Below are 22595 nucleotides of genomic sequence, written 5' to 3' on the forward strand. Positions count from 1 at the left end.
GCCTCCCCCAGCGCCGCCGTCCACCACGTCACGAGAGTATGAGCGCAACTATGGTCTGGCCAATGTGAAGGCCGAGGCCGCCTGGCGGGCCGGCGCCACCGGAAGCGGGGTCACCGTCGCCGTGGTCGATTCCGGCGTCAGTCGAGACCAGGCGGACCTCATCGGACGGATCTCCGCCGCCTCGACCGACGTGGTTCCCGGCCGTAATGCGCCCTATGTCGCCGAAAGCAGCCACGGGACGCGGGTCTCCGGCGTGATCGCCTCCAACTTCAACGGCCAGGGCACGATCGGCGTCGCCTATGAATCGACGATCTTGTCGATCCGCACTGACATCTCCGACTGCGAGGAGAAGAACACCGACGTCTGTTTCAGCAGTTCGGACCTGGTCCGGGCCCTGGACTACGCCGTGGCCAATGGGGTCAAGATCATCAACATGTCCCTGGGCGGCGACGGCCGCCTGGGTTCGGCCTTTGAGGCCGCGCTGCTCCGGGCGGTCAATTCGGGGGCGGTGATCGTCGCCTCGTCCGGCAATGACGGCGAGGCCAATCCGGGCTGGCCGGCGCGCTACGCCGTCGATCCGCGCTTCGCCGGGGCCGTGATCGCGGTCGGATCGCACAACGCCGCCAACGCCATGTCCAGCTTTTCGAACAGGGCCGGGGTGGCCGCGGCGGGCTATATCTCGGCGCCGGGTGAACTCATCGTCACCGGCTGTGACGAGTCGTTCTGCCGACAGGTGAGCGGCACCTCCTTCTCGGCGCCGCACGTCGCCGGCGCCCTGGCCCTGTTGATGGACGCCTTTCCCAATCTGACGGGGCGCCAAGCCCTGTCCCTGCTGATCGAGACCGCGCGGGACGCCGGGGACGCCGGGACCGACGTCGTCTATGGCCGCGGCCTTCTGGACCTGGCGCGCGCCTTCCAGCCGGCGGGGGCCACCTCTGTGCCCCTGGCGGACGGCGCGACCCTGGTCGCCGCGACGGAGCCCGGCAGTTTCGTCGGCTCGGCCTTCGGCGACGCCTTTGCGCGCCAGACGGCGCTCGAAACGGTGCTGTTTGACAGTTACGACCGAATGTTCGCGGTCCAGCTGGGCGGCGCCTATCCGACGGCGCCCAGCCGTTCGTACCAGGCCGCGCCGTTCGAACCCAGCCGCACCGCCACCACCAGCCTCAGCCTGCCCCGCGGCGGGCGGCTGAGCCTGACGGCGGCCCAGCTTGACGAACCGGTCGAGGCGGTGACGGCCCGCCGCGACCTGACCGACGCGCCCTGGCTGGGCGACGAACCCCGCCAGGAGGCCCTGCTGGATCTGGAGATCGGCCGCCTGAACTTCGCCACCTGGCAAGGTCGCGGCGGCGCCGTCTCTCCGTTCAAGGGCGCGGCCGGCGACGGTTTCGCCGCCCTGGCCCAGGCCGATCATGCGGCGCGCGGTCAGGTTCGGCTCGGCGCCTTCACCCTGGCGGCCGAGAGCGGCGGGGGGGACCGTCGCATGCCGCTGCGTCGGGTCGAGGAAGCGGCCTCGACCTACAGCCGCGCCACCCTGGCCTGGCGCGGCGCCGACGGCGGCCTGTCGCTGAGCCTGGGCGCCCTGGACGAACGGCTGGGGCCCTTGGGGGCCTTCATCCCGGGCGGTTCGGACTTCGCCCTGCCGTCGCGGACCCGCTTCTATGCGGTCGGCGGGGACTGGGCCCTGCGACCGGGTCTGGCCCTGCTCGGCGAGGTCGGCGTGGGCGCCACCGAGACCGAAGGCCGTTTCCTGTCGACGGACGGGGCGGCGATCAGCTCCAACTGGCGGCTGGCCCTGCTGACGGGCTGCACCGCCCTGTGCGACCGGATCAGCTTCACCGTCTCACAGCCGCTGCGGATCGAGCGCGGAACCTTTTCGGCCTGGCTGGCGGATGTGCCGGTCGACTATTTCGACCCCCTGACCTATTCGCGTCGCCGCTTCTCGGCCGCGCCCAGCGGGCGTCAGATCGACTTCATCCTGGGCGGCGAACGCAGTCTGCGGGACGGCTCCAGCCTGTCGCTCCAGGCCGTGGCCAGCCGCGAACCGCGCCATACGGCCGACGCGGATCCGGAGTTCGCCCTGATCGGGGCCTGGCGGCGCCGGTTCTGAGGACGAGAAAAACGCCGGCGCTGGCATCAGCGCCGGCGTCTCTGTTTCGGATCAGGCCTTGCCGTCGAAGGCGTGGGTTTCGGGCGCGGCGGCCGCGCCATAGGGGTTCGACGCCTGGGCGCCCGATCCCTTGGCGGCCACCACCACCATGGCCGGGCGGATTGTGCGGCCGAACAGTTCGAAACCGGACTGCATCGTCTGGATCACCGCCCCGCCCGGCACCGTGTCCGACGGCTGTTCGATCATGGCCTGGTGCAGATGGGGGTTGAAGGCCTCGCCGGCCTCGGGCGCGACCCGCTTCAGACCGTTGGTCTCGAACGCCTGCAGCAGGGCCTTCTGGGTCATTTCCAGACCGGTCACCAGACCGGCCGTGGCGCCCTCGGCGTCCTTGGGCGCGGCCATCAGGGCGCGCTCCAGATTGTCGGCCACGCCCAGCAGATCCTTGGCGAAGCGCTGGATGGCGTAGGCGCGGGCGTCGTTCTGCTGGGCCTCCGAACGGCGCTTCAGATTCTCCATCTCGGCGGCGACGCGCAGGGCGCGGTCCTTCCACTCGTCGCGCTCGGCGATCACGGCGTCCAGCGGCGCCAGAGCGTCGGACGGATCGGCGTCCAGCCCGTGTTCGGCGTTGGCCTGGGCCATGTCGGCGTCCAGTTCGTTGAAATCGTCGTTCTGGGGTTTGTCGCTCACGTTTCTTTCCCGTCCAGCATTCGGCCCAGCACCCGGGCGGTATAGTCCACCAACGGAATGACACGGGCGTAGTTCAGTCGCGCCGGTCCTATGACGCCTATGGCGCCCAGAACCCGCTGTCGGCCGCTCATATAGGGCGCCGCGATCACGGCGGAACCCGAAAGTGAAAACAGACGGGTTTCGGCGCCGATGAAAATCCGCACCCCTTGCGCCGCATCCACCCCGTCCAGCAGGCCGATCAGCTGTTCCTTCTGCTCCAGGTCGTCGAACAGGACCCGCACCCGCTCCAGATCGGCCAGGCCTTCGCCGTCCTGCAGCAGATTGGCCCGACCCCGCACGATCAGGGCCCGCTCCCGGTCCGGCCCGCCCGACCAGGCGGCCAGACCGTCCTCGACCAGTCGCGCGGCGGCCTGGTCCAGCTCGCGCCGGGCGATCTCCAGCTCCTGGGTCATTTCGCGCTTGGCCTCGGCGAAGGGCCGGCCGCGCAGCCGGGCGTTCAGGAAGTTGGAGGCCTCCGTCAGGGTCGAGGGCGTGACCCCCGCCGCCAGGCTCATGATCCGGTTCTCCACCGTGCCGTCGTCGGCGACGATGACCGCAAGGGCCTGATCGCCGCCAAGCGCCACGAACTCCACATGCTTGACCCCGGCGTCGCGCACCGGGCTGGAGACCACGCCAGCGCCCCCGGCCAGGCCCGACAACAGATTGGACGCCTCGTCCAGGGCGGCCTCGAAATTGCGGCCCCGGCCGGCCAGGCGGGCGTCGATCTCGCGCCGCTCCTCCTTGGTCAGGTCGCCGATCTCCAAGAGGCCGTCGACGAACAGCCGCAGACCCGCATGGGTGGGAATCCGCCCCGCCGAGGCGTGGGGCGAGGCCAAAAGCCCGGCCAGGGTCAGATCCTGCATCGTATTGCGGATCGAGGCCGGCGACAGGGCGATGCCGCCCAGCGACAGGGTGCGCGACCCCACCGGCTCGCCGGTCTCCAGATAGGATTCGACGATGCGCCGGAAGATGTCCCGCGCCCGCGCGTCCAGCCCCGCCAGCCCCGCCAGGGACTGGCCCGTCGCCGGACCGCCGTCGAACGGCGGGGTTTTGGGGGCATACAGGCTCACGTTTTCAGGATAATCACCGCCGCCCCAGCTTCCAAGGACTCATCTCATGCGCCATTCGCAACGCACCGACGCCCAGCTGCGTCCCGTGACCATCGAGACCGGCGTCAACCGCTACGCCGAGGGCTCGTGCCTGATCAGCTTCGGCCACACCAAGGTTCTGGTGACCGCCTCGGTCGAGGAAAGCATTCCCGGCTGGATGCGCGGCAAGGGCCAGGGCTGGGTCACCGCCGAATACGGCATGTTGCCCCGCGCCACCCACACCCGCGGCCGCCGCGAGGCCGCCGCCGGCAAACAGACGGGCCGGACGCAGGAGATCCAGCGCCTGATCGGCCGCAGCCTGCGCGCCGTCGTCGATCTGAAGGCGCTCGGTGAGCGTCAGGTGGTGCTGGACTGCGACGTGATCCAGGCCGACGGCGGCACCCGCACCGCCGCCATTACCGGCGCCTGGGTCGCCATGGCCTCGGCCCTCAACTATCTGCGCGACGAAGGCGTGCTGAAGTCCGACCCGATCCTGGACCAGGTGGCGGCCGTCTCCTGTGGCGTCTGCGACGGGGTTCCGGTGCTGGACCTGGACTATGAAGAGGATTCCGAGGCCGAGGCCGATTCCAACTTCGTCCTGACCGGTTCGGGCCAGATCGTCGAGATCCAGGCCACGGGCGAAAAGCGCGGCTTCACCCGCGCCGAGTTCGACCGCCTGTTCGCCCTGGCCGAGACCGGCTGCGCCGAACTGTTCGCCCTGCAGAAGGCGGCGCTGGAGGCGGTGCGGCCTTAAGGAGTTTCGTGCGTTCAACAGGCGGGTCATCGTGGCTATGACCCTCAGCCCGGAGATGTCGATGCGCCCTTTCCTGTCCGCCTGTTTCGCCCTGTCGGCCGCCCTCGCGGTCGCCGCCTGCCAGTCCGGGGAGGACAGGACCGCGCCCGCTGCGGACCCCGGTTCGGGCGCGCAGACCATAGCAGAGACGGCTCCGGGTCCGGCGTCTTCGGATCAGCCCGATACGGGCGCTGAACGAGGCCTCGCAGCCCAGACCGCATGCCGCGCGGATATCGGCGAGGCGGCGGCGTCGCGCCTGGTCGAGCGCTGCATCCAGGTGAGCCCGGCCACCCATCCGCCCTGTAACGCCGACAATCCCTGCGCCCTGATCCAGGGCGAGATCGACCGGTCCTGCAAGCTTTGGGACAAGGACCCGCCCGCCGAATGCCGCTCTTGAGACAGCCGCAGAGCCTGATCGTTCTGGACGGAACCGCTGCGCGACGCCGCCAAAGCCGTGAAACAGGCCCTATGAAAAAGGCCCCGCCGTCGCCGGCGGGGCCTTCGTCATTCAAACCTCAAGCGAGGCTCAGTCGCGACGGCGACGGCCGCGATCGCCGCCTTCGCGCTTGGGACGGCCGCCGGTGTCTTCCGACAGGGGCTCTTCGCCGCGTTCGGCGCGTTCGGCGTTGATCTTGTCGGTGATGTCTTCGCCGGTGGTCTGATCCACGACCTTCATCGACAGCTTGGTCTTGCCGCGGTCGTCGAAGCCCAGGAACTTGACCTTGACCTCCTGGCCTTCGGACAGGACGTCGGCCGGGTTGGCGACGCGTTCCAGAGCGATCTGGGACACGTGGACCAGGCCGTCCTTGGCGCCGAAGAAGTTCACGAAGGCGCCGAAGTCGACGACCTTGACCACCTTGCCGGAGTAGATGGCGCCCACTTCCGGTTCCGAGGCGATGGACTGGATCCAGGCCTTGGCGGCGTCGATCTTCTCCTGGTCGTTGGCGGCGATCTTGATCGTGCCGTCGTCGGCGATGTCGACCTTGGCGCCGGTCTTCTCGACGATCTCGCGGATCACCTTGCCGCCCGAACCGATCACTTCACGGATCTTGTCGACCGCGATCTTGATGGTTTCGATCTTGGGGGCGTGCTCGCCCAGCGAGGCGCGCGGGGCGTCCATGGCCTTGGACATCTCGTCGAGGATGTGCAGACGGCCGGCCGAGGCCTGGGTCAGGGCCTGTTTCATGATCTCCTCGGTGATGCCGGGGACCTTGATGTCCATCTGCAGCGAGGTGATGCCTTCCGAGGTGCCGGCGACCTTGAAGTCCATGTCGCCCAGGTGGTCTTCGTCGCCCAGGATGTCCGACAGGATGGCGAACTCGCCCGACGGCTCCAGGATTAGACCCATGGCGATGCCCGAGACCGGACGGACCAGCGGAACGCCGGCGTCCATCAGGGCCAGGGACGAACCGCAGACCGTGGCCATCGAGGACGAGCCGTTCGACTCGGTGATCTCGGAGACCAGGCGGATGGTGTAGGGGAAGTCTTCCTTCTTGGGCAGCATCGGACGGATGGCGCGCCAGGCCAGCTTGCCGTGACCGATTTCGCGACGACCGGGCGAACCCATGCGGCCGGCTTCACCCACCGAATAGGGGGGGAAGTTGTAGTGCAGCAGGAAGCTTTCCTTATAGGTGCCCTGCAGGCTGTCGATGTACTGCTCGTCCTCGCCGGTGCCCAGGGTGGCGACGACCAGGGCCTGGGTTTCGCCGCGGGTGAACAGGGCCGAACCGTGGGTGCGCGGCAGGACGCCGACTTCCGACACGATGGCGCGGACCTTGTCCAGGGCGCGGCCGTCGACGCGGTGAGCGTTCTCGATGATGTCGCGACGCAGGACCTCGGCTTCGCATTCCTTGAAGGCGGCCGAGAATTTGGAGCTGTCGACGCCCTCGGGGTTCTCGTCGGTCTTCACCAGGGCTTCGGCGGCCTTCTTCTTGGCGGCGTCGACGCCCGAGCGGCGCTCGTACTTGCCCGGATGGGCGTAGGCGGCCTTGATCTCCTCGCCGACCAATTTCTTGATCGCGGCGACGACGTCGGAATGGTCTTCGGCCTGGAAGTCGAACGGCTCCTTGGCGGCGTGTTCGGCCAGGTCGATGATGGCGTCGATCACCGGCTGCATGCCGGCGTGGGCGAACATCAGGGCCTTCAGCATGGTTTCTTCCGACAGCTCCTTGGCCTCGGATTCCACCATCATCAGGGCGTCCTGGGTGCCGGCGACCACCAGATCCAGGTCGGACCCTTCCATCTGATCCACGGTCGGGTTCAGCACCAGCTCGCCGTCGATGAAGCCCACGCGGGCGGCGCCGATCGGACCCATGAAGGGCACGCCGGAAATGGTCAGGGCGGCGGAGGCGGCGACCATGCCCAGGACGTCCGGATCATTCTCCAGGTCGTGCTGCAGCACGGTGACGACGACCTGGGTCTCGTTCTTGAAGCCCTTCACGAACAGGGGGCGGATCGGGCGGTCGATCAGGCGGGAGACCAGGGTCTCCTTCTCGGTCGGACGGCCTTCACGCTTGAAGTAGCCGCCCGGGATCTTGCCGGCGGCGAAGGTCTTTTCTTGGTAGTTGACCGTCAGGGGGAAGAAATCCAGGCCCGGCTTGGGCGAACGGCCGTAGACGACGGTGGCCAGAACCACGGTCTCGCCATAGGTCGCCAGCACGGCGCCGTCGGCCTGGCGGGCGATGCGGCCCGTCTCCAGAGTCAGCGGGCGTCCGGCCCACTCGATCGTCTTGCGTTTGATATCGAACATATTTCGTCTTTCGTATCCCGGACGGCGTATTCCGAGCGGGGTCCCATCATTGGGCGGATGCGTCGGCGTTCAGTCCTTCGATCCAAAGGCCGCCGCGCCATCGCGGAGACCCGGGTGAGGACCGGCTCGGCCCTCGCGTCTGCGCCGTTAAAGTCCTGCGGCGCGCAGGTCGGTTCTAATCGCACAACGAGGCGCGGACGTGACCGCCCGCGCCTCGTCATACAGTCTTACACGGAGCCGCGCCCTTAGCGACGCAGGCCCAGCTTGGCGATGAGCGCCTGATAACGGTCGGCGTCGACCTTGTTCAGGTGGTCGAGCAGACGGCGGCGTTGCGACACCATCTTCAGAAGGCCACGGCGAGAGTGGTTGTCCTTCTTGTGCGTCTTGAAGTGTTCGGTGAGGTTGGCGATGCGCTCCGACAGGATCGCGACCTGAACCTCGGCCGAGCCGGTGTCGCCGGCGGTGCGGGCGTTGTCGGCGATGATTTCGTTCTTGCGTTCAGCAGTGATCGACATCGAAGGAGTCCTTTCGTGGCCCTACCGCGCTTCGCGCTGCTTGAGGGCCGCTGGGTCCCTGGTTCTTACGAACCTTGGAGATTGAAAACGCGGTCGGGTTCTAACCGGCCGGCCCGCAACTGACAGAGGGCGACGAGGGTCTGGCCCTGGAAGGCTGAAACCGTTCGCGAGCCGTCCGACAGACGGGTCTTGAGGGTTTCCACCTGACGGGGGAGCAGAACGATCGGTCGTCCCTGCCGAAGCGAGAAGGCGTCCTGTTCCGTCACGGCCAGATCCGGGATGTCGTCCAGAGCGGTCGCGACGGGAAGCAAGCCTTCCGAGGCGGCGCCCCTATGCACCATTTCCTCCAGAGAATCCAGAGTGACGGCGTTTTCCGTGCTGAAGGGCCCGACCCGCTCGCGCCGCAGGGCTGACACATGACCCTCCGCGCCCAGGGCCAGGGCCAGGTCGCGCGCCAGCGAACGGACATAGACGCCCTTGCCCGTCAGGATGCGGATCTCGACATGATCGGCGTCCGGCGCGGCCGTCGCCTCGGCCGAATGGATGACCACCCGCCGGGACGGCAGTTCGAAATCCACCCCGTCGCGGGCCAGATCATAGGCGCGGGCGCCGTCCACCTTGATGGCGGAAAAGCGCGGCGGGGTCTGGTCGATCTCGCCGACGAAGGCCGGCAGGGCGGCCTTCACCTGGTCCAGGGTCGGGCGCACGTCGGAGCGGCCGATGATCTCGCCCTCCCGGTCCACGCTGTCGGTCGAGACGCCCCAGTTGATGGTGAAGCGATAGACCTTCTTCGCCTCCATCATCATCGGCACGGTCTTGGTCGCCTCGCCCAAGGCGATCGGCAGGACGCCGCTGGCAAGCGGGTCCAGGGTCCCGGCGTGACCGGCCTTCTTGGCGTTGAACAGGCGGCGGATGCGGCTGACCGCCTCGGTCGAACCCATCTCGAACGGCTTGTCCAGGCAGACCCAGCCGTCGACGACGTCGCCCTTCTTCCGACGGCCCATCACTTGCCCTTCGGATAATAGATCATTGTCAGCCCCAGGTTAGAAAAACTCACCTGGATTTCGTCTTGATAGCCCGGAGTCCGCCACATCTCGATATCGACCTTTGCGGGAACCGGCCAATTTTGACATCCATCCTGATCATTGGACGTGAGGACGACTTCTTCGAGAGGATACTGAAGTCCGGATCGGTCGGTCGCTGTGCGTGCTCCAGCGAGGCGCGCGCTTAAGATGCACTTCTTGAATTCAGCGCGAACGCGACCATCGCCGACGATCAGGCGCTGCCCACGAGAGTCTGTCCAAGCACCATCGCCGACGAAGGGATCCCAGGTTGGGGGAAGAAATTCTATGCGGGACGCACCGTTGTTCGGGTTGCCGAGCATCATCGCCGCCTCGGCCCCGACGATCACGGGTATAGCGAGAGGCAGTAGCAAAGGGTTTCCTTCATTGATGCTTCCGCATCCTGACACCAAAGCCGCAAGCGCTAAGGTGGAGAACCGGGCGCACCACACGATCATTGGCCCTCGTCCTCGTCGCGGCGTTCCAGATCGGCGCGGACGCGGGGGTCGTCGAACAGACGGTCAATGTGGCTGGCGGCGTCGAAGCTCTCGTCGTGGCGGAACTTCAGGTCGGGAGTAAACTTCATGTCCAGCCGGCGGCCCAGCTGGCCGCGCAGGAACTTGGCGTGGACGTTCAGCGCCTTGATGATCTCGCTCTCATGGCCGGCGACCGGGGCGGTCTCCACGCCCGCGCCCAGGGGCTCGACGAAACAGGTGGCGTGTTTCAGGTCCGGCGACAGGCGGACCTCGGTCACGGTGACCGAGACCCCGGCCAGGGCCTCGTCGTGGATGTCCTCCTCGCGCAGGATGTCGACCAGGGCGTGGCGGATCAGTTCGCCGGCGCGCAGCTGGCGCTGGCTGGGACCGGCAAGGCCGGATGAATTTCGGGTGTGTTGCTTACGGGCCATCGGCCGCTCCTTCTTCATCGCCCGCCGGGGTTCGGACCCGGCCGGATAAGCGAAAGGCGGGCGGTCTAGGCGTGTGGGACCGCCGTGTCCAGTTCTGCGGCCCGGACGGACCGCATCACCTCGCTGGAAAAGATCGACCGCGCGGGGCGGATCGTCACGCCGCCGGCGTTCAGGACGCCGGCCGTCCAGTGGTTGCAAAGATGCAGGATGGAAAAGGTTTCACGGCTGGCGAAGAAGCGGGCGTCGTCGCCGGGGCGGGCGGCGGCGACGCGGGGCGCGCCGCTCGACAGGTCCAGCGACGCCTCGATCCGATCCGCCATCCGGTCGAAGGCGACGGGCGTCAGATGAAGGGCGGCCCGCCGATCGGGGGCGTGTCGCGCGCGCGGGTCGTCCGCCTCCGGGTCCAACATGACGACGGACGGATTGCCGGGCCGGAAGAAGGCGCGCGCGCCGTCGGACAGGCGGTCGGAGATCGGGCTCTGATCGACATAGAATCGGGCGTCGCCCCAGCCGACCAGAATCCAGTCACCCGGCGCCAGGGTCTCAACCGCCCGTCCCAGGGCGCCGCCTCGTCGTTCAAGCGCGGCGCGGGGCAGGGCCAGATCGGAATGAAAGCCGTTGTCCAGAAGATAGACCACCATCGGGACGTTGGTCGCCGGCGGCGCGGCCGAACCGGGCCGGGTCCAGGTCAGAAGAGCGGCGACAAGGCCGACTAAAACCACCAGGGGCAGGGCCCATCGCATCGCCGTCATCTCCGAAGGTTCGGTCGATCGCCAGACTAGGCGATCAAGCGGTGCGGTTGGAAGGCGGGTTCGCCAGATCAGGCGCCGGGGGCGTCGGCAAACGGCGAGGCCGGCGCCGTCTGCCACTCTCCACGCCATTCATAGGTCAGGGTCACGCAATGGCGGTGGGTTCCGTCGGCCCAGCGACCGACCGCATTCAGGGTCAGGGGGCGCGGCGCGCGAATGCGGCTTGCCGCCAGCCAGACCTGGTCGGCCCCCGGACACAGGGCGCGGGCCAGACCGCGCCCGTCGCCGATCTGCTGCACTTCATAGAGGTCCGCGCCTCGGGCGTCCTCCGGCAGGATCCGCCGGGCTGCATCGGGGCCGCCGCGCGCCAGGTCGGCCGATCCACGGGCGGTGGTCGAGAACAGCCGCTCTATGGCGACGGCGCCGAACAGGCCGCGCCGCACCTGAAGGGTGATCCCCTTGGTCAGGGCCTGGGTGATCCGATCCGAGGCGTTGTAGGAGAAGTAGCGGGTGTCGGCCTGGGCCGGGGCGGCGGCCGACACGGTCAACAGGGCGACGGACAGGGCGGCGAGGGGCGTGCGCATGCCTCTTTCCTTCCTCTCCATTGCGGCGACTTTAGGCCTCGCCCCGATCAGTGTTCACCCAGGCAGCGCAGGGCGACCTCCAGATTGCGCAGGCCGTCCTCGCCGGTCACCGCCGGGGTCTCGCCGGTATGGATGGCGCGGGCGAAGGCCTCCAGCTCCTTCTTCAGCGGTTCGGCGGGCCAGCTGTTCAGCATCTTGGTCGAATAGGAACCGTCAGGCTGCTGGCCGAAATATTCGGTGACTTGGCGGGTGATCAGGTCGGCGACGACGAACTTGGTCTTGGTGGCCACCTGCAGGGTGCGGGTCTTGTAGGGGGTGACCCAGTTGGTGGTGATGTGGGCGATCACCCCGTTGTCCAGCCGGAACTGCAGCAGGGCCGTGTCCTCGCGCTCGGCGCGGGTGCGGGCCAGTTGCGGCTGGACCTCGGTGATTTCCGAGCCGGTCAGGTGACGGATGATGTCGATGTCGTGAACCGCCAGGTCGATGACCACCCCGACCTCGCCCATGCGGGGCGGGAAGGGGCCGACGCGGGTGATCTGGATGGAGATGATCTCGTCGTCGGCGACGGCCCGCTTGACCGTCTCGACGGCCGGGTTGAACCGCTCGACCTGGCCGACCATCAGGACGCGGTCATTGGCGCGGGCGGCGTCGATCATCCGCTGGGCGTCGGCCACGGTGGCGGCGATGGGCTTTTCGACCAGGACGTGGACGCCCTTTTCCAACAGGGCCACCCCGACTTCGGCGTGGAAGCGGTTGGGCGTGGCGACGACGGCGGCGTCCAGGCCGGCGTCGACGAAGGCCTGGGCCGTCGTGACCGGGGTCGCCTCATAGGCGGCCGCAACGCCCTCGGCGACGACCGCATCGGGATCGAAGACCGTGGTCAGGTCGAACTCGCGCATCTCGGCCGCGACGCGGGCATGGTTGCGGCCCATGACGCCGACGCCGGCGACGCCGAACTTGAGGACGGGGGTGTTCGGCATGGTTCAGCCCTTGTAGCCGGCGACGGCGGCGATGATCCGGTCCTGGGTCGCCTCATCCAGGTCCGAGTGCATGGGCAGGCTGAGGACTGCATCCTTCAGCCGCTCGGTGACCGGCAGGCCGCCGGCGCCCTGGGGGAACCGCTGGTAGGCCGGCTGCAGGTGCATGGGCACCGGATAGTAGACGGCGGTGGGCACGCCCTGTTCCTTCAGATGGGCGGCCAGGCCGTCGCGGTCCGCATGCTCGATCGTGTACTGGGCCCAGACGGACACGCCGCCGTCGATGACATGGGGCACGGCCGAGACATGGGGGGCCAGACGTTCATTGTAGCGGGCGGCGATCCGGTTGCGCCATTCGATCTCCTGACCGAACACCTTCAGCTTCTCGATCAGGACGGCGGCCTGGATGGTGTCCAGCCGGCTGTTCATGCCGATGCGCATGGCCAGATATTTAGGGTCATGGGCGAAGGCGGCCGCCCCGGCCTCCAGGTCCTTGGCCACGACCTTCCCGTGGACGCGCAGGGAGTCCATCTCCTGGGCCAGGTCGTCGTCGTTGGTCAGCACGGCTCCGCCGTCGCCGTAACAACCCAGCGGCTTGGCCGGGAAGAAGCTGGTCGTGGTGACGTCGGCCCAGTTCAGGGGATGGGCGCCGTTCAGGGTGCAGCCGAAGCCTTGGGCCGAGTCCGAAATCAGCTTCAGACCGTGGCGGTCGCAGATGGCCCGGATGGCGGGATAGTCGGCCGGCTGGCCGAACAGATCGACGGCGATGACCACCTTGGGCGTCAGGCGCCCCTCCGCCTCGACCGCCTCGATGGCGGCCTCGAGCTTGGCCGGGTCCATATTGTAGGTGCGGGCGTCGACGTCGACGAAGACCGGCGAGGCGCCCAGCCAGGGCACGACCTCGGCCGTGGCGGTGAAGGTGAAGCTGGGGCAGAAGACAGCGTCGCCGGTGCGGATGCCCCAGGCGATCAGCGGCAGGATCAGGGCGTCGGTGCCGTTGGCGCAGCCGAGCGCATGCTTGGCCTGGCCGAAGGCGGCCAGGTCGGCCTCGAACTGACGGACCTGGGGCCCCATGACCCAGGCGCCGCCGACGACGGCCTCCTGGACGGCGGCCTCGATCTTGCCGGAGAGGCGCAGGCGCTGGGCCTGGAGGTCAATGAAGGGGATCATGCGGGCGCTCTCCACGGTGATTCGGGGGCGGCGGACCGACGGATCGGCCGCGAGGATGGCCGCCCTCCTAGCAAGATCAGTCCCAGGGGCCAAACGGGGCTGCGTCACTTCGCGTTGCCCTTTGCAACGTTAGAGCCTGATCCGTTGAGGAGGAACCGCCTCGCGGCTCCGCCTGAAACGATCATGCTCTAGGGCGGTGTTCGACCGCTCTTGGCGCCGGCTTGTCCTCATCCTAAGCCAGGTTCCTTTTCTAACCGTCCCTTCGCGCCGCGCCTTGCGGCGTCGATACGGCTACGTTCGAGACAAGACGCATGACTGGTGTTCCCGCGGTTTTTCTGGATCGCGACGGGGTTCTGATCGAGGATTCGGGCTATCCGCATCTGCCTGAGCATCTGAGACTGATTCCCGGCGCCTCGGCGGCGGTGCGCCGGCTGAATCGGCTGGGCTATCTGGCGGTGATCGTCACCAACCAGTCGGGCGTCGCGCGCGGTCTGTTCAGCGAAGATCAGATGCATGCGTTCAACGGTCTGCTGACCAGACGGCTGGCCCAGGACGGGGCGGTGATCCACGCCGTCTACGCCTGTCCCTTCCATGCCGACGCCCAGGACGAACGCTATCGCCATCCGGATCACCCTGACCGAAAGCCCAACCCCGGCATGCTGCTGAGGGCGATCGCGGACCATCAGATCGATCCGGCGCGGTCCTTCATGATCGGCGACCAGCAGACCGACATGGCGGCGGCCCGAGCCGCCGGGGTCTCGGGTTTTCTGTTCGAGGGCGGCGACCTGGACGTCTTTGTGAAGGAGTTGCTCGGCGGCTGAGGCCATCGCAATTCGTCGCGCGGTGAATTACTGTGGCGGCTTCTCGGTTCAAGGAGACCGCCCGTGACTATGGCCGCCGCCTATGTCGAACGTCGCTGGAAATCGCCGGACGGCCTGGATCTGTTCGCCCGCGACTATGCGCCCGGTCCCGGCCCGGCGCGGCCGCCGGTCATCGCCATCCACGGGCTGACGCGAAACAGCGCCGACTTCGAAGCGATAGCCCCGCTTCTGGCCCAGAGCGGGCGGCGGGTCCTGGCGGTCGATGTGCGCGGACGCGGACTGTCGGACCGCGCGCCCGATCCGATGACCTATCGACCGGACGTCTATGCGGCCGACGTGCTGGCGCTGATGGACCAGGCGGCCGTGGGCCGAGCGGTCTTCATGGGCACCTCCATGGGCGGGCTGATCACCATGGCCCTGACCGCCCTGCGGCCCAAGGCGGTGGTCGCCGCCATATTGAACGACATTGGCCCGGAAGTGGCGCCCGAGGGCCTGGCGCGCATCGCCGCCTACAGCGGACAGCCGGTCGAGATCGACAGCTGGGCGGACGCGACGGCCTATGCGAAGCGGATCAACGCCGTCACCTTCCCCCACTATTCGGATGCGGACTGGGACGCCTTCGCGCGACGCATCTTCCGCCAGGGGCCGGACGGCGAGATCGGCCTGGACTATGATCCCGACATCTCCGTGCCCATCCGGGCGGCGGGCGCCAAGGCCCTGGTTCCCAATCTGTGGCCCATGTTCCGGCGGCTGGCCCGCAACCGGCCGACCCTGCTGGTGCGCGGCGGCGTCTCGGACCTGCTCAGCGCCGACATCGCCGCGCGCATGCGTAAGGCGGCGCCGGACATGGCCTATGTCGAGGTTCCCCAGATCGGCCACGCCCCCATGCTGGACGAGCCGGAGGCCAAGGCGGCCATTTTCGAATTTCTGGCTGAGCTGAACTAGTACCTGAACAATGCGCCGGCATAGAAGGCGCGGCCGTTGTCGAGCTCCTCGCGCAAGAGGCCGAAGTCGGGGCCGAACATTCTGCGGCGGCGTTCGTTGGTCAGGTTCTTGGCCTGGGCGACGAGCGTGAGGTTCCGGCTCAGGCGATACCGGGCCTGGGCGTCGAACCTGTCATTGGCTTCAACGATCCGGTCCTGCAGCGGGTCGCTGCTGGACACCGAATAGAGCATGTCGCCGACATGATTCCAGGCGCCCTGCACCGTGAAGGGGCCTGAGATGTAGAAGACCTTGAGGTTGACGACCGGGTCAGCGCTCTCGAACAGCCCCGGCAGGCGACGTTGCGTGAAGTCGCTCATGGCGACACTGGGCGGCGTCCCGTCCAACAACGTCAGATTGGCGGACACCCCTAACCCTTGGAACGGGGTCGGCAGGAAGTCCATGCGCGAAACCACCAGGTTGAATTCGATCCCCTGGACCTTGAAGTCGCCAGCGTTGACGGGACGTACGCGAGTGACGGATTCCAGCGAGCCGTCGATGATTTCGTCTGCCGTGGACCGCAGGACGATGATCTCGTCCGAAACATCCTTCTCGAAAACGCCGACCGAGGCCATGGTGTCACGGCCCGCGTAATATTCCAGGCTCAGATCCGCGTTATTCGACCGGCGCGGTTTGAGAAAGGGATTGCCGCCCTGAATGGTGTAGTCGCCCTCGGTGTTGACCGTCCGCACTTCGCGCGCAGCGAGGTCGTCATAGTTGGCCCGCCCAATGGTCCGGCTCCAGGCGGCGCGGACTTTCAGGTTTTCGGTCAGATCATAGTTGGCCTGGAATGACGGAAGCCAGTCGTCATAGTCTGTCTCCTGAACGCCATAAAGGTAGGCGCCGGCGGTCAGGGCGGCGGAACCGGACCGGAGTTTCGTGTGCTCGTAGCGCAGGCCGCCTGAGACGGTGAGGCGATCGGCGCCGAACCGCGCCATGGCGTACCCCGCGTCAATATCCTCGTCGATGTCATAGTCGGCGGAGATGCTGCCGGCCGCATTCGTCGGGGTCGCCGCGAAACCCGCTCGGTTGGCTTCGAAGAACGCCCGGGCCAGGCCTGGATCAACGATCAGAATTCGTGTCCCCCGCGCATTGAAGGGCGAGTAGTCGGACAACCGGCCTACTGCGGACAGGCGATAGTCGCTGGAGCTCAGCGGCCGGTAGTTGTCAACGCCCCTATCGTAGCTGCGCTCAAGGCGACGCGCATAGGCGCCTATCTGCAGACCCAGGCCGCGGTCGCTTCGATCGACGTTGAACCCCCAGTCGAGATGCGCGGTTTTGGCCTGTTCGCGGGCGTCGTCCAGCGTCGTGCCGTATTCAAACTGCCGGTAGTTGGCGGGATCGAAGGCGAAGGCCGGGTTGGCCACGTCGAAATAAGGAAACGCGCCCCGCTCGATGTCATAGGAGAAGGCGAGGATCGTCGTATTGGCGATGCGATAAGTCGCCAGATGCGCGTCCTGGCGGTAGGTGGCCACGGCGTCGTTCAAGCCGAAGTCGACGAACTGACGCGCGCCGGGCGCCCAGCGCACCCGGAAATCGACATATCGGATGCCGCGCGCCTGGTCATATTGGACCAGATCGACTTGGGCGTTGGCGGAAGTCACGCTTCCCCCCGTGGCGGAAATGCTGGCCGATACCGGATTGCCGTTCGCTATCAGGATGTTGCTCTGGCGGTCCTCATCGTTGGTATGGGTGAAGTCCGCCGCCGTGAGGCGCGCCTCCAGGCCGCCGTGACGGTATTCGAACTTGCCGAACACGCCCTCTCGCTTACGCACGTTGTCGTAGGCCAGCCAACGACGACGCTGAGGCGCGACGTCCGCCGTATCCAGACCCGGCGCCGTCACAGCCAGTCGCGCATGGGTGACCGGATCAAAGAAACTATAGTTGTCGACGGCCGAGTTCAGTGACGAAGAATCGCGGATATAGCGGCTCGCCGACACGACGAAGCCAAATCGGTTGTTGGGCCCGAAGGTGTTGGAGACCACGACCTCGCCTTGACCGGACGGTCCGCCGTCTCTGAAATGCCGTTCGTTGTCCCAAACGCCAATATCGAACCGTCCAGCGATGAACAGATCGCCGCGTCCGTCAAAGGCGCTGCGGGTCACGAGGTCGGCCGCGCCGCCGATGGCGTTTCCGTTCATGTTCGGGGTCACGGACTTGGAGACATCGACCCGCCGCGCCAGCGACGAGGGGATGACGTCGAGCGAAACGTTGCGGCGCCCGAGTTCGTTGGCCGGAAGGGCGACCCCATCGACCTGGACCAGATTGTAATCGGCGTTCAAGCCGCGAATGGACAAGAACTGCGCTTCGCCGCGGTCATTGTTCTGAACCGTCGAGACCCCTGGAACCCGTTCGAGCGCCTCGCCCAGACCAAAGTCCGGCAAGCTGCCGATTTCGTCCGAACTGATCGAATCCGAGATGATCGCGGCCGTGCGCTTCGTCGAGATTTCGTTCTGCGCCTGTAGTCGAACCCCGGTGACGACGATCTCATCCAACTGGGCGGCGGGAGCGGTCGGGACCGTCTGGGCCACCGTCGGCGTTGCGAAGAGAACGGTGGACGCCAACCAGAGTTGACGAAGCGAAGAGTGGCGAACCGACATGTGGGCCTCCGTGATCGGGATGCGCTCCATTTACTCACTCATAGTGAGATATTTATGACATGATCCGTCGTTATAGGTTCCGGGTCACTTTCAGGAGCCTCCATGATCCTCTCCGCCCTCTTCACCCTCGCATCGGCGCTCTCCGCTTCGCCCGCCCTTCTGGCCTGTGGAGATGATCAGGTCCGGCGCTATGAACTCGCCGCCGAAGGACCGCGCGAGACCTGGCGCTGGGACGCCTCGGAGGCCGAAAACCTGCCGCAGGGGTTTCGCGCGGGGCTCTTGGAAAAGATCGATGAGTGCAAGCCCGTCGCCGATGGTCGTGTGCTGATCACAGCCTCAACGGGGGGCGTGGTACTGCTGGACGGTGCGTCTGGAGACGTGCTTTTTCGCGCTGAAGCGCCCATGGCGCATTCGGCCGCCGTCCTGCCCGGCGATCGCATCGCCGTGGCGCTCTCGATTCACGACAGGGGTGATCGACTGAACGTTTACGATCTCACGGACGGCGAAAAGCCGGTTCTCAGCCTGCCATTGCCGTCGGGTCATGGGGCGGTTTGGGACGCAGAGCGTCAACGTCTCTTCGCCCTATCGCACGACACCATCCAGGCCTTCGCCCTGGTGGATTGGGAGGGTGACGAGCCGCGACTTCAGGAGACGGCGCGGTGGACGCTGCCCGGCGCCCGCGACGGACATGATCTGTCCAGGGCAGCCGACGGATCGGATTATCTGGTCACGACCCACGACGGAGCCTGGCGCTTCGATCCCGAAGCCAACGCCTTCAAGGCTCTGGAGCCGCTGAATCCTGCGCTGCAGGTCAAATCCGTCGACGTCGACGCCGAGGGTCGTCTGGCCTGGGTCAAGGCTGAGGAACGTTGGTGGGCGTTCGGCTTCTCGGTCATGCAAGACGGCCGCGTCGTCCGTGTCCCGATCAACGACATGCATTTGTACAAGGTGCGGTGGATTCCTGCGCCGCCCCGACCATAAGGTAGGTGCTTGGCTGGCCGTTTCCGCTATGCATCCCTCTATGGTGGGAGTCGGTTACGGATCAATCGCGCCGCGTTTCCTGCGTGAGGACGGCGTACGCACGGCGACGGCCAACGAACGTCGGCTGCTGTCCCTGCTGCGCCGGGACGGGCCGATGACGCGCGCGCAACTGGCGCGCGCCACTGAGCTTACGGAACAGTCGATCGCTCGGTTGGTCGAATCTCTTTTGCAGCGCGACCTGCTGATCGAAGGCGCGCCCGTCGTGGCAGGTCGTGGGAAGCCGGGTCTTCCCGTGAGTCTCAATTCAAAGGCGCTTCACGCGGTCGGCGTCTCCGTCATGACCGACGCCGTCGCCGCAGCCGTCATGGATCTGAGCGGCTCGATCCTGGCCCGTCGCCAGATCCCGATCCGCGACGTGTCCCTGACGGCCGCCATCGCCGAGATGCAGAAGCTCGTCAGAGATCTGGAAACCCAGGCGGGCGTGTCCGCCTCTCAAAGGATCGGCGTCGGCGCCGCCGTGACGGGATATTTCATCGGTGACGGGGCCCGCCTCAACCCGCCGCCTGCGCTGGACGCCTGGGCCCTTCAACCGTTGGACGGGATTCTCTCCAAGGCCTTCGACGGCCCGGTGTGGATCGAGAACGACGGCACGGCGGCGGCCATCGGCGAGGCCATGTTCGGCGTCGGGCGCCGGTTGGACAATTTCGCCTATCTGTACTTCTCGGCAGGATTCGGCGGTGGCGTCGTCGTGCGAGGCGAACCCCTGCGCGGCGACAACGGCAATGCAGGCGAGTTCGCCTCTGTCATACCCGTTGACTGGTTCCAACCCAATCTGACCGCCCTGCTCCGGATGATGCAGGCTGGCGACGGCGACCGGTGGGCGTCGCTCGGCGACCTTCTGGCCGACTTCCCCGCCGATCATCCGATCATCGACCAGTGGCTGGACGCGGCGGAACAGCCGCTAAACCTGGTGCTTTCCGCCATATCGGGCGTGCTGGATCCCGGCGGGATCGTCCTGGGCGGGCGGCTGCCTCACGCCCTGGCTCTTCGCCTGATCGAACGGCTGCGCTTCACCAACCCGCAACGTCGCGGGCATTGCCGCCCTGTCCCGAAGGTCGAGGCGTCGCCGATCCTTGGCGACGCCTCGGCGGCGGGGGCCGCCGCACTCCCTTTGCGAGCCGCCTTTTTCTCGCTCGCGTCGCACGAATCCGCCGGTTCTTGACCTCTAACAGGCCCCCTTCATGAGCGGGCCGTTCGGCGCCGTCGTCTGATTGTCTTCGCCCCCTTCTAGTCCCTGGTCGGATCGACCTGACTGGCGTCCCCATAGGTCAGGGCTAGGAAGACGTCCTCCAGGTCGGGGTCCTCGGTGGTGATGTCGGCGATGGTGACGCCTGCGGCGCGGACCGCATTGATCACCTGCTCCACCGACGACTGCCCCTTCTTATAGGTCACGGCGAAGGCTCCGCCCGCCCGCGGCGCGACCTGGAAGCCGTTCAGGGCCGGGGGGGTCTTCTGCGGCGTCTCGGGCGTGACCACCACATTGCGGCTGTCCAGCCGGCGCAGCAGCTGGGGCGTGGGCTCACAGGCCACCACCCGGCCCCGATTGACGATGGCGATCGTGTCGCACAGCTCCTGGGCCTCCTCCAGATAGTGGGTGGTCAGGACGATGGTCACGCCCTCGGCGTTGATCTGGCGCACATAGGCCCAGAGCTGACGGCGCAGTTCGACGTCCACCCCCGCCGTCGGTTCGTCCAGGATCAGAATAGGCGGATTGTGGACCAGGGCCTTGGCCACCATCAGGCGACGCTTCATGCCGCCGGACAGGGCGCGGACATAGGCGTTGGCCTTGTCCGACAGGCCCAGGGCCGCCAGGAGCTCGTCGGAACGGCGTTCGTTCTTGGGCACGCCATAGAAGCCCGCCTGAACCTCCAGCGACTCGCGGGGGGTGAAGAAGACGTCGGCGACGATCTCCTGCGGGACGACGCCCAGGGCCGCAGCGGCGTCGCGCGGCTCCTTGTCGATGTCGCGGCCCCAGATGGTCACGGTCCCCTCGGACTTCTTGACCACCCCCGCCAGGATGTTGATCAGGGTCGATTTGCCGGCGCCGTTCGGACCCAGGAGTCCGAAGACGGACCCGCGTTTCACCGCCAGGTCCACGCCGTGCAGGGCGGTCTTGGGGGCGGCCTTCTTGGAGCCGGCGTAGGTCTTTTTGAGCCCCCGCACCTCAATGGCGTTGTCGGGCAGGGTGGTGGCGTCGGTCATTCGGTCGGGCTTTGATCGGACAGGAAGGGGCGCGGCGGTTTGACGCCGCCGAATGGGCCGCATAGGTATGCGTCCGACGCCTCCTCGCCAAGATACGAGCCGAATAATGCCGCCCCGTCACCCCGATGCGATCATTCCGCCCCCCGAAGAGATCGTGGTCTCGACAAAGCGTGTCGCCTGCGACGGCGGCGGCGGCGCCCTGGGCCATCCGCTGGTCTATATGGACATGGGCGAGGATGATTTCGTCGAATGCGGCTATTGCGACCGTCGCTTCGTCCTGTCGGCCCAGCCGCATGACGAAAGCGAATATCTGAGCCCCGCCGCCCGCGCGGCCGAGGCGCACTGAAGCTGCGGTTTGGCTGCGGTTTGGCCGCTCAGCCGCTGTAAGAGACGCTCGACCCCGCCTTTGAACTGAAAAGAGACAGAGTTGCGCTATCTGCACACCATGGTCCGCGTTCGCGACCTCGACGCCTCTCTGCATTTCTACTGCGATCTGCTGGGGCTTCAGGAGGTGCGTCGCACCGAGAATGAAGCGGGACGTTTCACCCTGGTCTTTCTGGCGGCGCCCAAGAATCTGGAGCAGTCGGCGGCGGAACGGTCGCCTGAGCTGGAACTGACCTATAATTGGGACCCGGAAACCTATCAGGGCGGCCGCAATTTCGGACATCTGGCCTATAAGGTCGATGACATCTATGCCGCCTGTCAGCGGCTGATGGACGGGGGCGTGGTGATCAACCGACCGCCGCGCGACGGCAATATGGCCTTCGTCCGCTCACCGGACGGTATTTCGATCGAACTGCTTCAGGACGGTCCGCCCCTGACGCCGGCCGAGCCCTGGGCGTCCATGCCCAATACGGGGAGCTGGTGATGGGCGGATTTCGCGCGACGTCGGCGCGCCTCGTCGCCGCCCTTTCGATGACAGCCCTTCTGGCCTCGGCCTGCGCCTCAACCACGGAATCCAACATCGGCCGCACGGCGACCGAAAACCTGCTGCTGGCCCGGGCCGCAGACAAGGCGGTGGAGGGCCTGTCCCTGCCGCTTCCGACCGGCGCGACCGTGTTTGTCGATGAGACCTATTTCCAGACCGAAAACTCCCGGTACGCCATCAGCGCAATCCGCGGGGCCCTGTCGGACGCCGGTTATCGGCTGACCCGCACCCGGGAGGACGCCGACGCCGTGTTCGAAATCCGCACCGGCGCCCTGGCGCTGGAGCAGATGCGCCGCGTCTTCGGCATTCCCGAAATGCGGATTCCGATCAACGAGAATTTCAACGTCGTCTCGCTGCCGGAGCTGTCGGTTTACAGCAATCGGGACCGGGCGGGCGTGGCCGAATTCTCCGGCTTTCTCTATGAGGCCAAGACCGGAGCGCCCCTGGGCGCGGTTCTGCCGATGATCGGACAGTACCGGATTCGCAGCCACAAGCTGTTCATGATCGTGACCTGGGGCCAGCAGCAGGCGCAGCCGGGTCAGCGCGATCCGGGATCGAGCTGGACGGAATTCTGACGGCTGACGCGGCGGCTCGGG

Annotated in this window: 23 protein-coding genes; 10 read left to right on the forward strand and 13 right to left on the reverse strand. The window is 67.0% G+C overall.

What is annotated here, in order from left to right; translation table 11 throughout:
• A partial coding sequence (locus AC07XS_RS12465; RefSeq protein ID WP_321208107.1) for a S8 family peptidase occupies positions 1-2107 on the forward strand: 2107 nt, incomplete at its 5' end.
• A 51-nt stretch (positions 2108-2158) separates the two neighbouring features.
• Here AC07XS_RS12465 and grpE read toward each other — a convergent pair.
• Positions 2159-2746: a nucleotide exchange factor GrpE gene (grpE, locus tag AC07XS_RS12470; protein WP_494732676.1), complete on the reverse strand. Its 588-nt coding sequence runs from the start codon at positions 2744-2746 to the stop codon at positions 2159-2161.
• A 44-nt stretch (positions 2747-2790) separates the two neighbouring features.
• Entirely contained in the window at positions 2791-3843 is a 1053-nt protein-coding gene (gene hrcA / locus AC07XS_RS12475; RefSeq protein ID WP_182714648.1) for a heat-inducible transcriptional repressor HrcA, read from the reverse strand.
• A gap of 106 nt (positions 3844-3949) precedes the next feature.
• Between hrcA and rph the strand changes: the two genes are divergently transcribed.
• Both rph and AC07XS_RS12485 read left to right on the forward strand, forming a co-directional pair.
• Positions 3950-4675 carry a ribonuclease PH gene (gene rph / locus AC07XS_RS12480; RefSeq protein ID WP_182714644.1) on the forward strand — a complete coding sequence of 242 codons (726 nt, stop codon included), beginning with the start codon at positions 3950-3952 and terminating at the stop codon, positions 4673-4675.
• 61 nt (positions 4676-4736) lie between these two features.
• Complete coding sequence (locus tag AC07XS_RS12485) at positions 4737-5111, forward strand: hypothetical protein (RefSeq protein WP_182714643.1); 375 nt, start codon at positions 4737-4739, stop codon at positions 5109-5111.
• A 129-nt stretch (positions 5112-5240) separates the two neighbouring features.
• On the opposite strand, the gene pnp is transcribed toward AC07XS_RS12485, so the two are convergent.
• From pnp to AC07XS_RS12530, 9 genes are all read right to left on the reverse strand, one after another.
• The gene (pnp, locus tag AC07XS_RS12490) at positions 5241-7463 is read right to left on the reverse strand and encodes a polyribonucleotide nucleotidyltransferase (protein WP_182714642.1); all 2223 of its coding nucleotides are present in this window, start codon (positions 7461-7463) and stop codon (positions 5241-5243) included.
• 245 nt (positions 7464-7708) lie between these two features.
• Positions 7709-7978 carry a 30S ribosomal protein S15 gene (gene rpsO, locus AC07XS_RS12495; RefSeq protein WP_152949300.1) on the reverse strand — a complete coding sequence of 90 codons (270 nt, stop codon included), beginning with the start codon at positions 7976-7978 and terminating at the stop codon, positions 7709-7711.
• Positions 7979-8043: 65 nt separating this feature from the next.
• Complete coding sequence (gene truB, locus AC07XS_RS12500; RefSeq protein WP_182714641.1) at positions 8044-8982, reverse strand: tRNA pseudouridine(55) synthase TruB; 939 nt, start codon at positions 8980-8982, stop codon at positions 8044-8046.
• The gene (locus AC07XS_RS12505; protein WP_182714640.1) at positions 8982-9497 is read right to left on the reverse strand and encodes a hypothetical protein; all 516 of its coding nucleotides are present in this window, start codon (positions 9495-9497) and stop codon (positions 8982-8984) included. Before AC07XS_RS12505 ends, truB begins: the two co-directional genes overlap by 1 nt.
• Complete coding sequence (gene rbfA / locus AC07XS_RS12510) at positions 9494-9946, reverse strand: 30S ribosome-binding factor RbfA (protein WP_182714639.1); 453 nt, start codon at positions 9944-9946, stop codon at positions 9494-9496. Before rbfA ends, AC07XS_RS12505 begins: the two co-directional genes overlap by 4 nt.
• A 65-nt stretch (positions 9947-10011) precedes the next feature.
• On the reverse strand, positions 10012-10689 hold the full coding sequence (locus tag AC07XS_RS12515; RefSeq protein ID WP_182714638.1) for a DUF2459 domain-containing protein: 678 nt from the start codon (positions 10687-10689) through the stop codon (positions 10012-10014).
• Positions 10690-10766: 77 nt separating this feature from the next.
• Complete coding sequence (locus AC07XS_RS12520) at positions 10767-11279, reverse strand: hypothetical protein (protein ID WP_054764464.1); 513 nt, start codon at positions 11277-11279, stop codon at positions 10767-10769.
• Positions 11280-11326: 47 nt separating this feature from the next.
• Entirely contained in the window at positions 11327-12259 is a 933-nt protein-coding gene (locus AC07XS_RS12525) for a Gfo/Idh/MocA family protein (RefSeq protein ID WP_182714637.1), read from the reverse strand.
• A gap of 3 nt (positions 12260-12262) precedes the next feature.
• Positions 12263-13426 (reverse strand): DegT/DnrJ/EryC1/StrS family aminotransferase, encoded by a 1164-nt coding sequence (locus AC07XS_RS12530; RefSeq protein WP_182714636.1) that lies wholly within the window; start codon positions 13424-13426, stop codon positions 12263-12265.
• 311 nt (positions 13427-13737) lie between these two features.
• On the opposite strand from AC07XS_RS12530, the gene AC07XS_RS12535 reads away from it, so the two are divergent.
• Positions 13738-14247, forward strand: a complete 510-nt coding sequence (locus tag AC07XS_RS12535) for a D-glycero-alpha-D-manno-heptose-1,7-bisphosphate 7-phosphatase (RefSeq protein WP_054764467.1) — start codon at positions 13738-13740, stop codon at positions 14245-14247.
• Positions 14248-14316: 69 nt separating this feature from the next.
• Positions 14317-15192: an alpha/beta hydrolase gene (locus AC07XS_RS12540; protein ID WP_182714647.1), complete on the forward strand. Its 876-nt coding sequence runs from the start codon at positions 14317-14319 to the stop codon at positions 15190-15192.
• On the opposite strand, the gene AC07XS_RS12545 is transcribed toward AC07XS_RS12540, so the two are convergent.
• Positions 15189-17858, reverse strand: coding sequence for a TonB-dependent receptor (locus AC07XS_RS12545; RefSeq protein ID WP_182714635.1), 2670 nt, complete (start codon positions 17856-17858; stop codon positions 15189-15191). The genes AC07XS_RS12540 and AC07XS_RS12545 overlap by 4 nt on opposite strands.
• Positions 17859-17930: 72 nt before the next feature.
• On the opposite strand from AC07XS_RS12545, the gene AC07XS_RS12550 reads away from it, so the two are divergent.
• Positions 17931-18809 (forward strand): DUF6528 family protein, encoded by an 879-nt coding sequence (locus AC07XS_RS12550; protein WP_054764470.1) that lies wholly within the window; start codon positions 17931-17933, stop codon positions 18807-18809.
• 40 nt (positions 18810-18849) lie between these two features.
• Positions 18850-20031, forward strand: a complete 1182-nt coding sequence (locus tag AC07XS_RS12555) for an ROK family protein (protein WP_054764471.1) — start codon at positions 18850-18852, stop codon at positions 20029-20031.
• A gap of 65 nt (positions 20032-20096) precedes the next feature.
• Here the strand turns inward: AC07XS_RS12555 and AC07XS_RS12560 are convergent, their stop codons facing one another.
• Complete coding sequence (locus AC07XS_RS12560) at positions 20097-21071, reverse strand: ABC transporter ATP-binding protein (protein ID WP_054764472.1); 975 nt, start codon at positions 21069-21071, stop codon at positions 20097-20099.
• 106 nt (positions 21072-21177) lie between these two features.
• On the opposite strand from AC07XS_RS12560, the gene AC07XS_RS12565 reads away from it, so the two are divergent.
• From AC07XS_RS12565 to AC07XS_RS12575, 3 genes are all read left to right on the forward strand, one after another.
• On the forward strand, positions 21178-21417 hold the full coding sequence (locus AC07XS_RS12565) for a zinc-finger domain-containing protein (RefSeq protein ID WP_054764473.1): 240 nt from the start codon (positions 21178-21180) through the stop codon (positions 21415-21417).
• A gap of 81 nt (positions 21418-21498) precedes the next feature.
• Complete coding sequence (locus AC07XS_RS12570; RefSeq protein WP_054764474.1) at positions 21499-21939, forward strand: VOC family protein; 441 nt, start codon at positions 21499-21501, stop codon at positions 21937-21939.
• Positions 21939-22574: a DUF6655 family protein gene (locus tag AC07XS_RS12575; RefSeq protein ID WP_054764475.1), complete on the forward strand. Its 636-nt coding sequence runs from the start codon at positions 21939-21941 to the stop codon at positions 22572-22574. The genes AC07XS_RS12570 and AC07XS_RS12575 overlap by 1 nt, the downstream gene beginning before the upstream one ends.
• Positions 22575-22595 lie beyond the last annotated feature (21 nt).

The organism is Brevundimonas sp. GW456-12-10-14-LB3 (assembly GCF_059424365.1).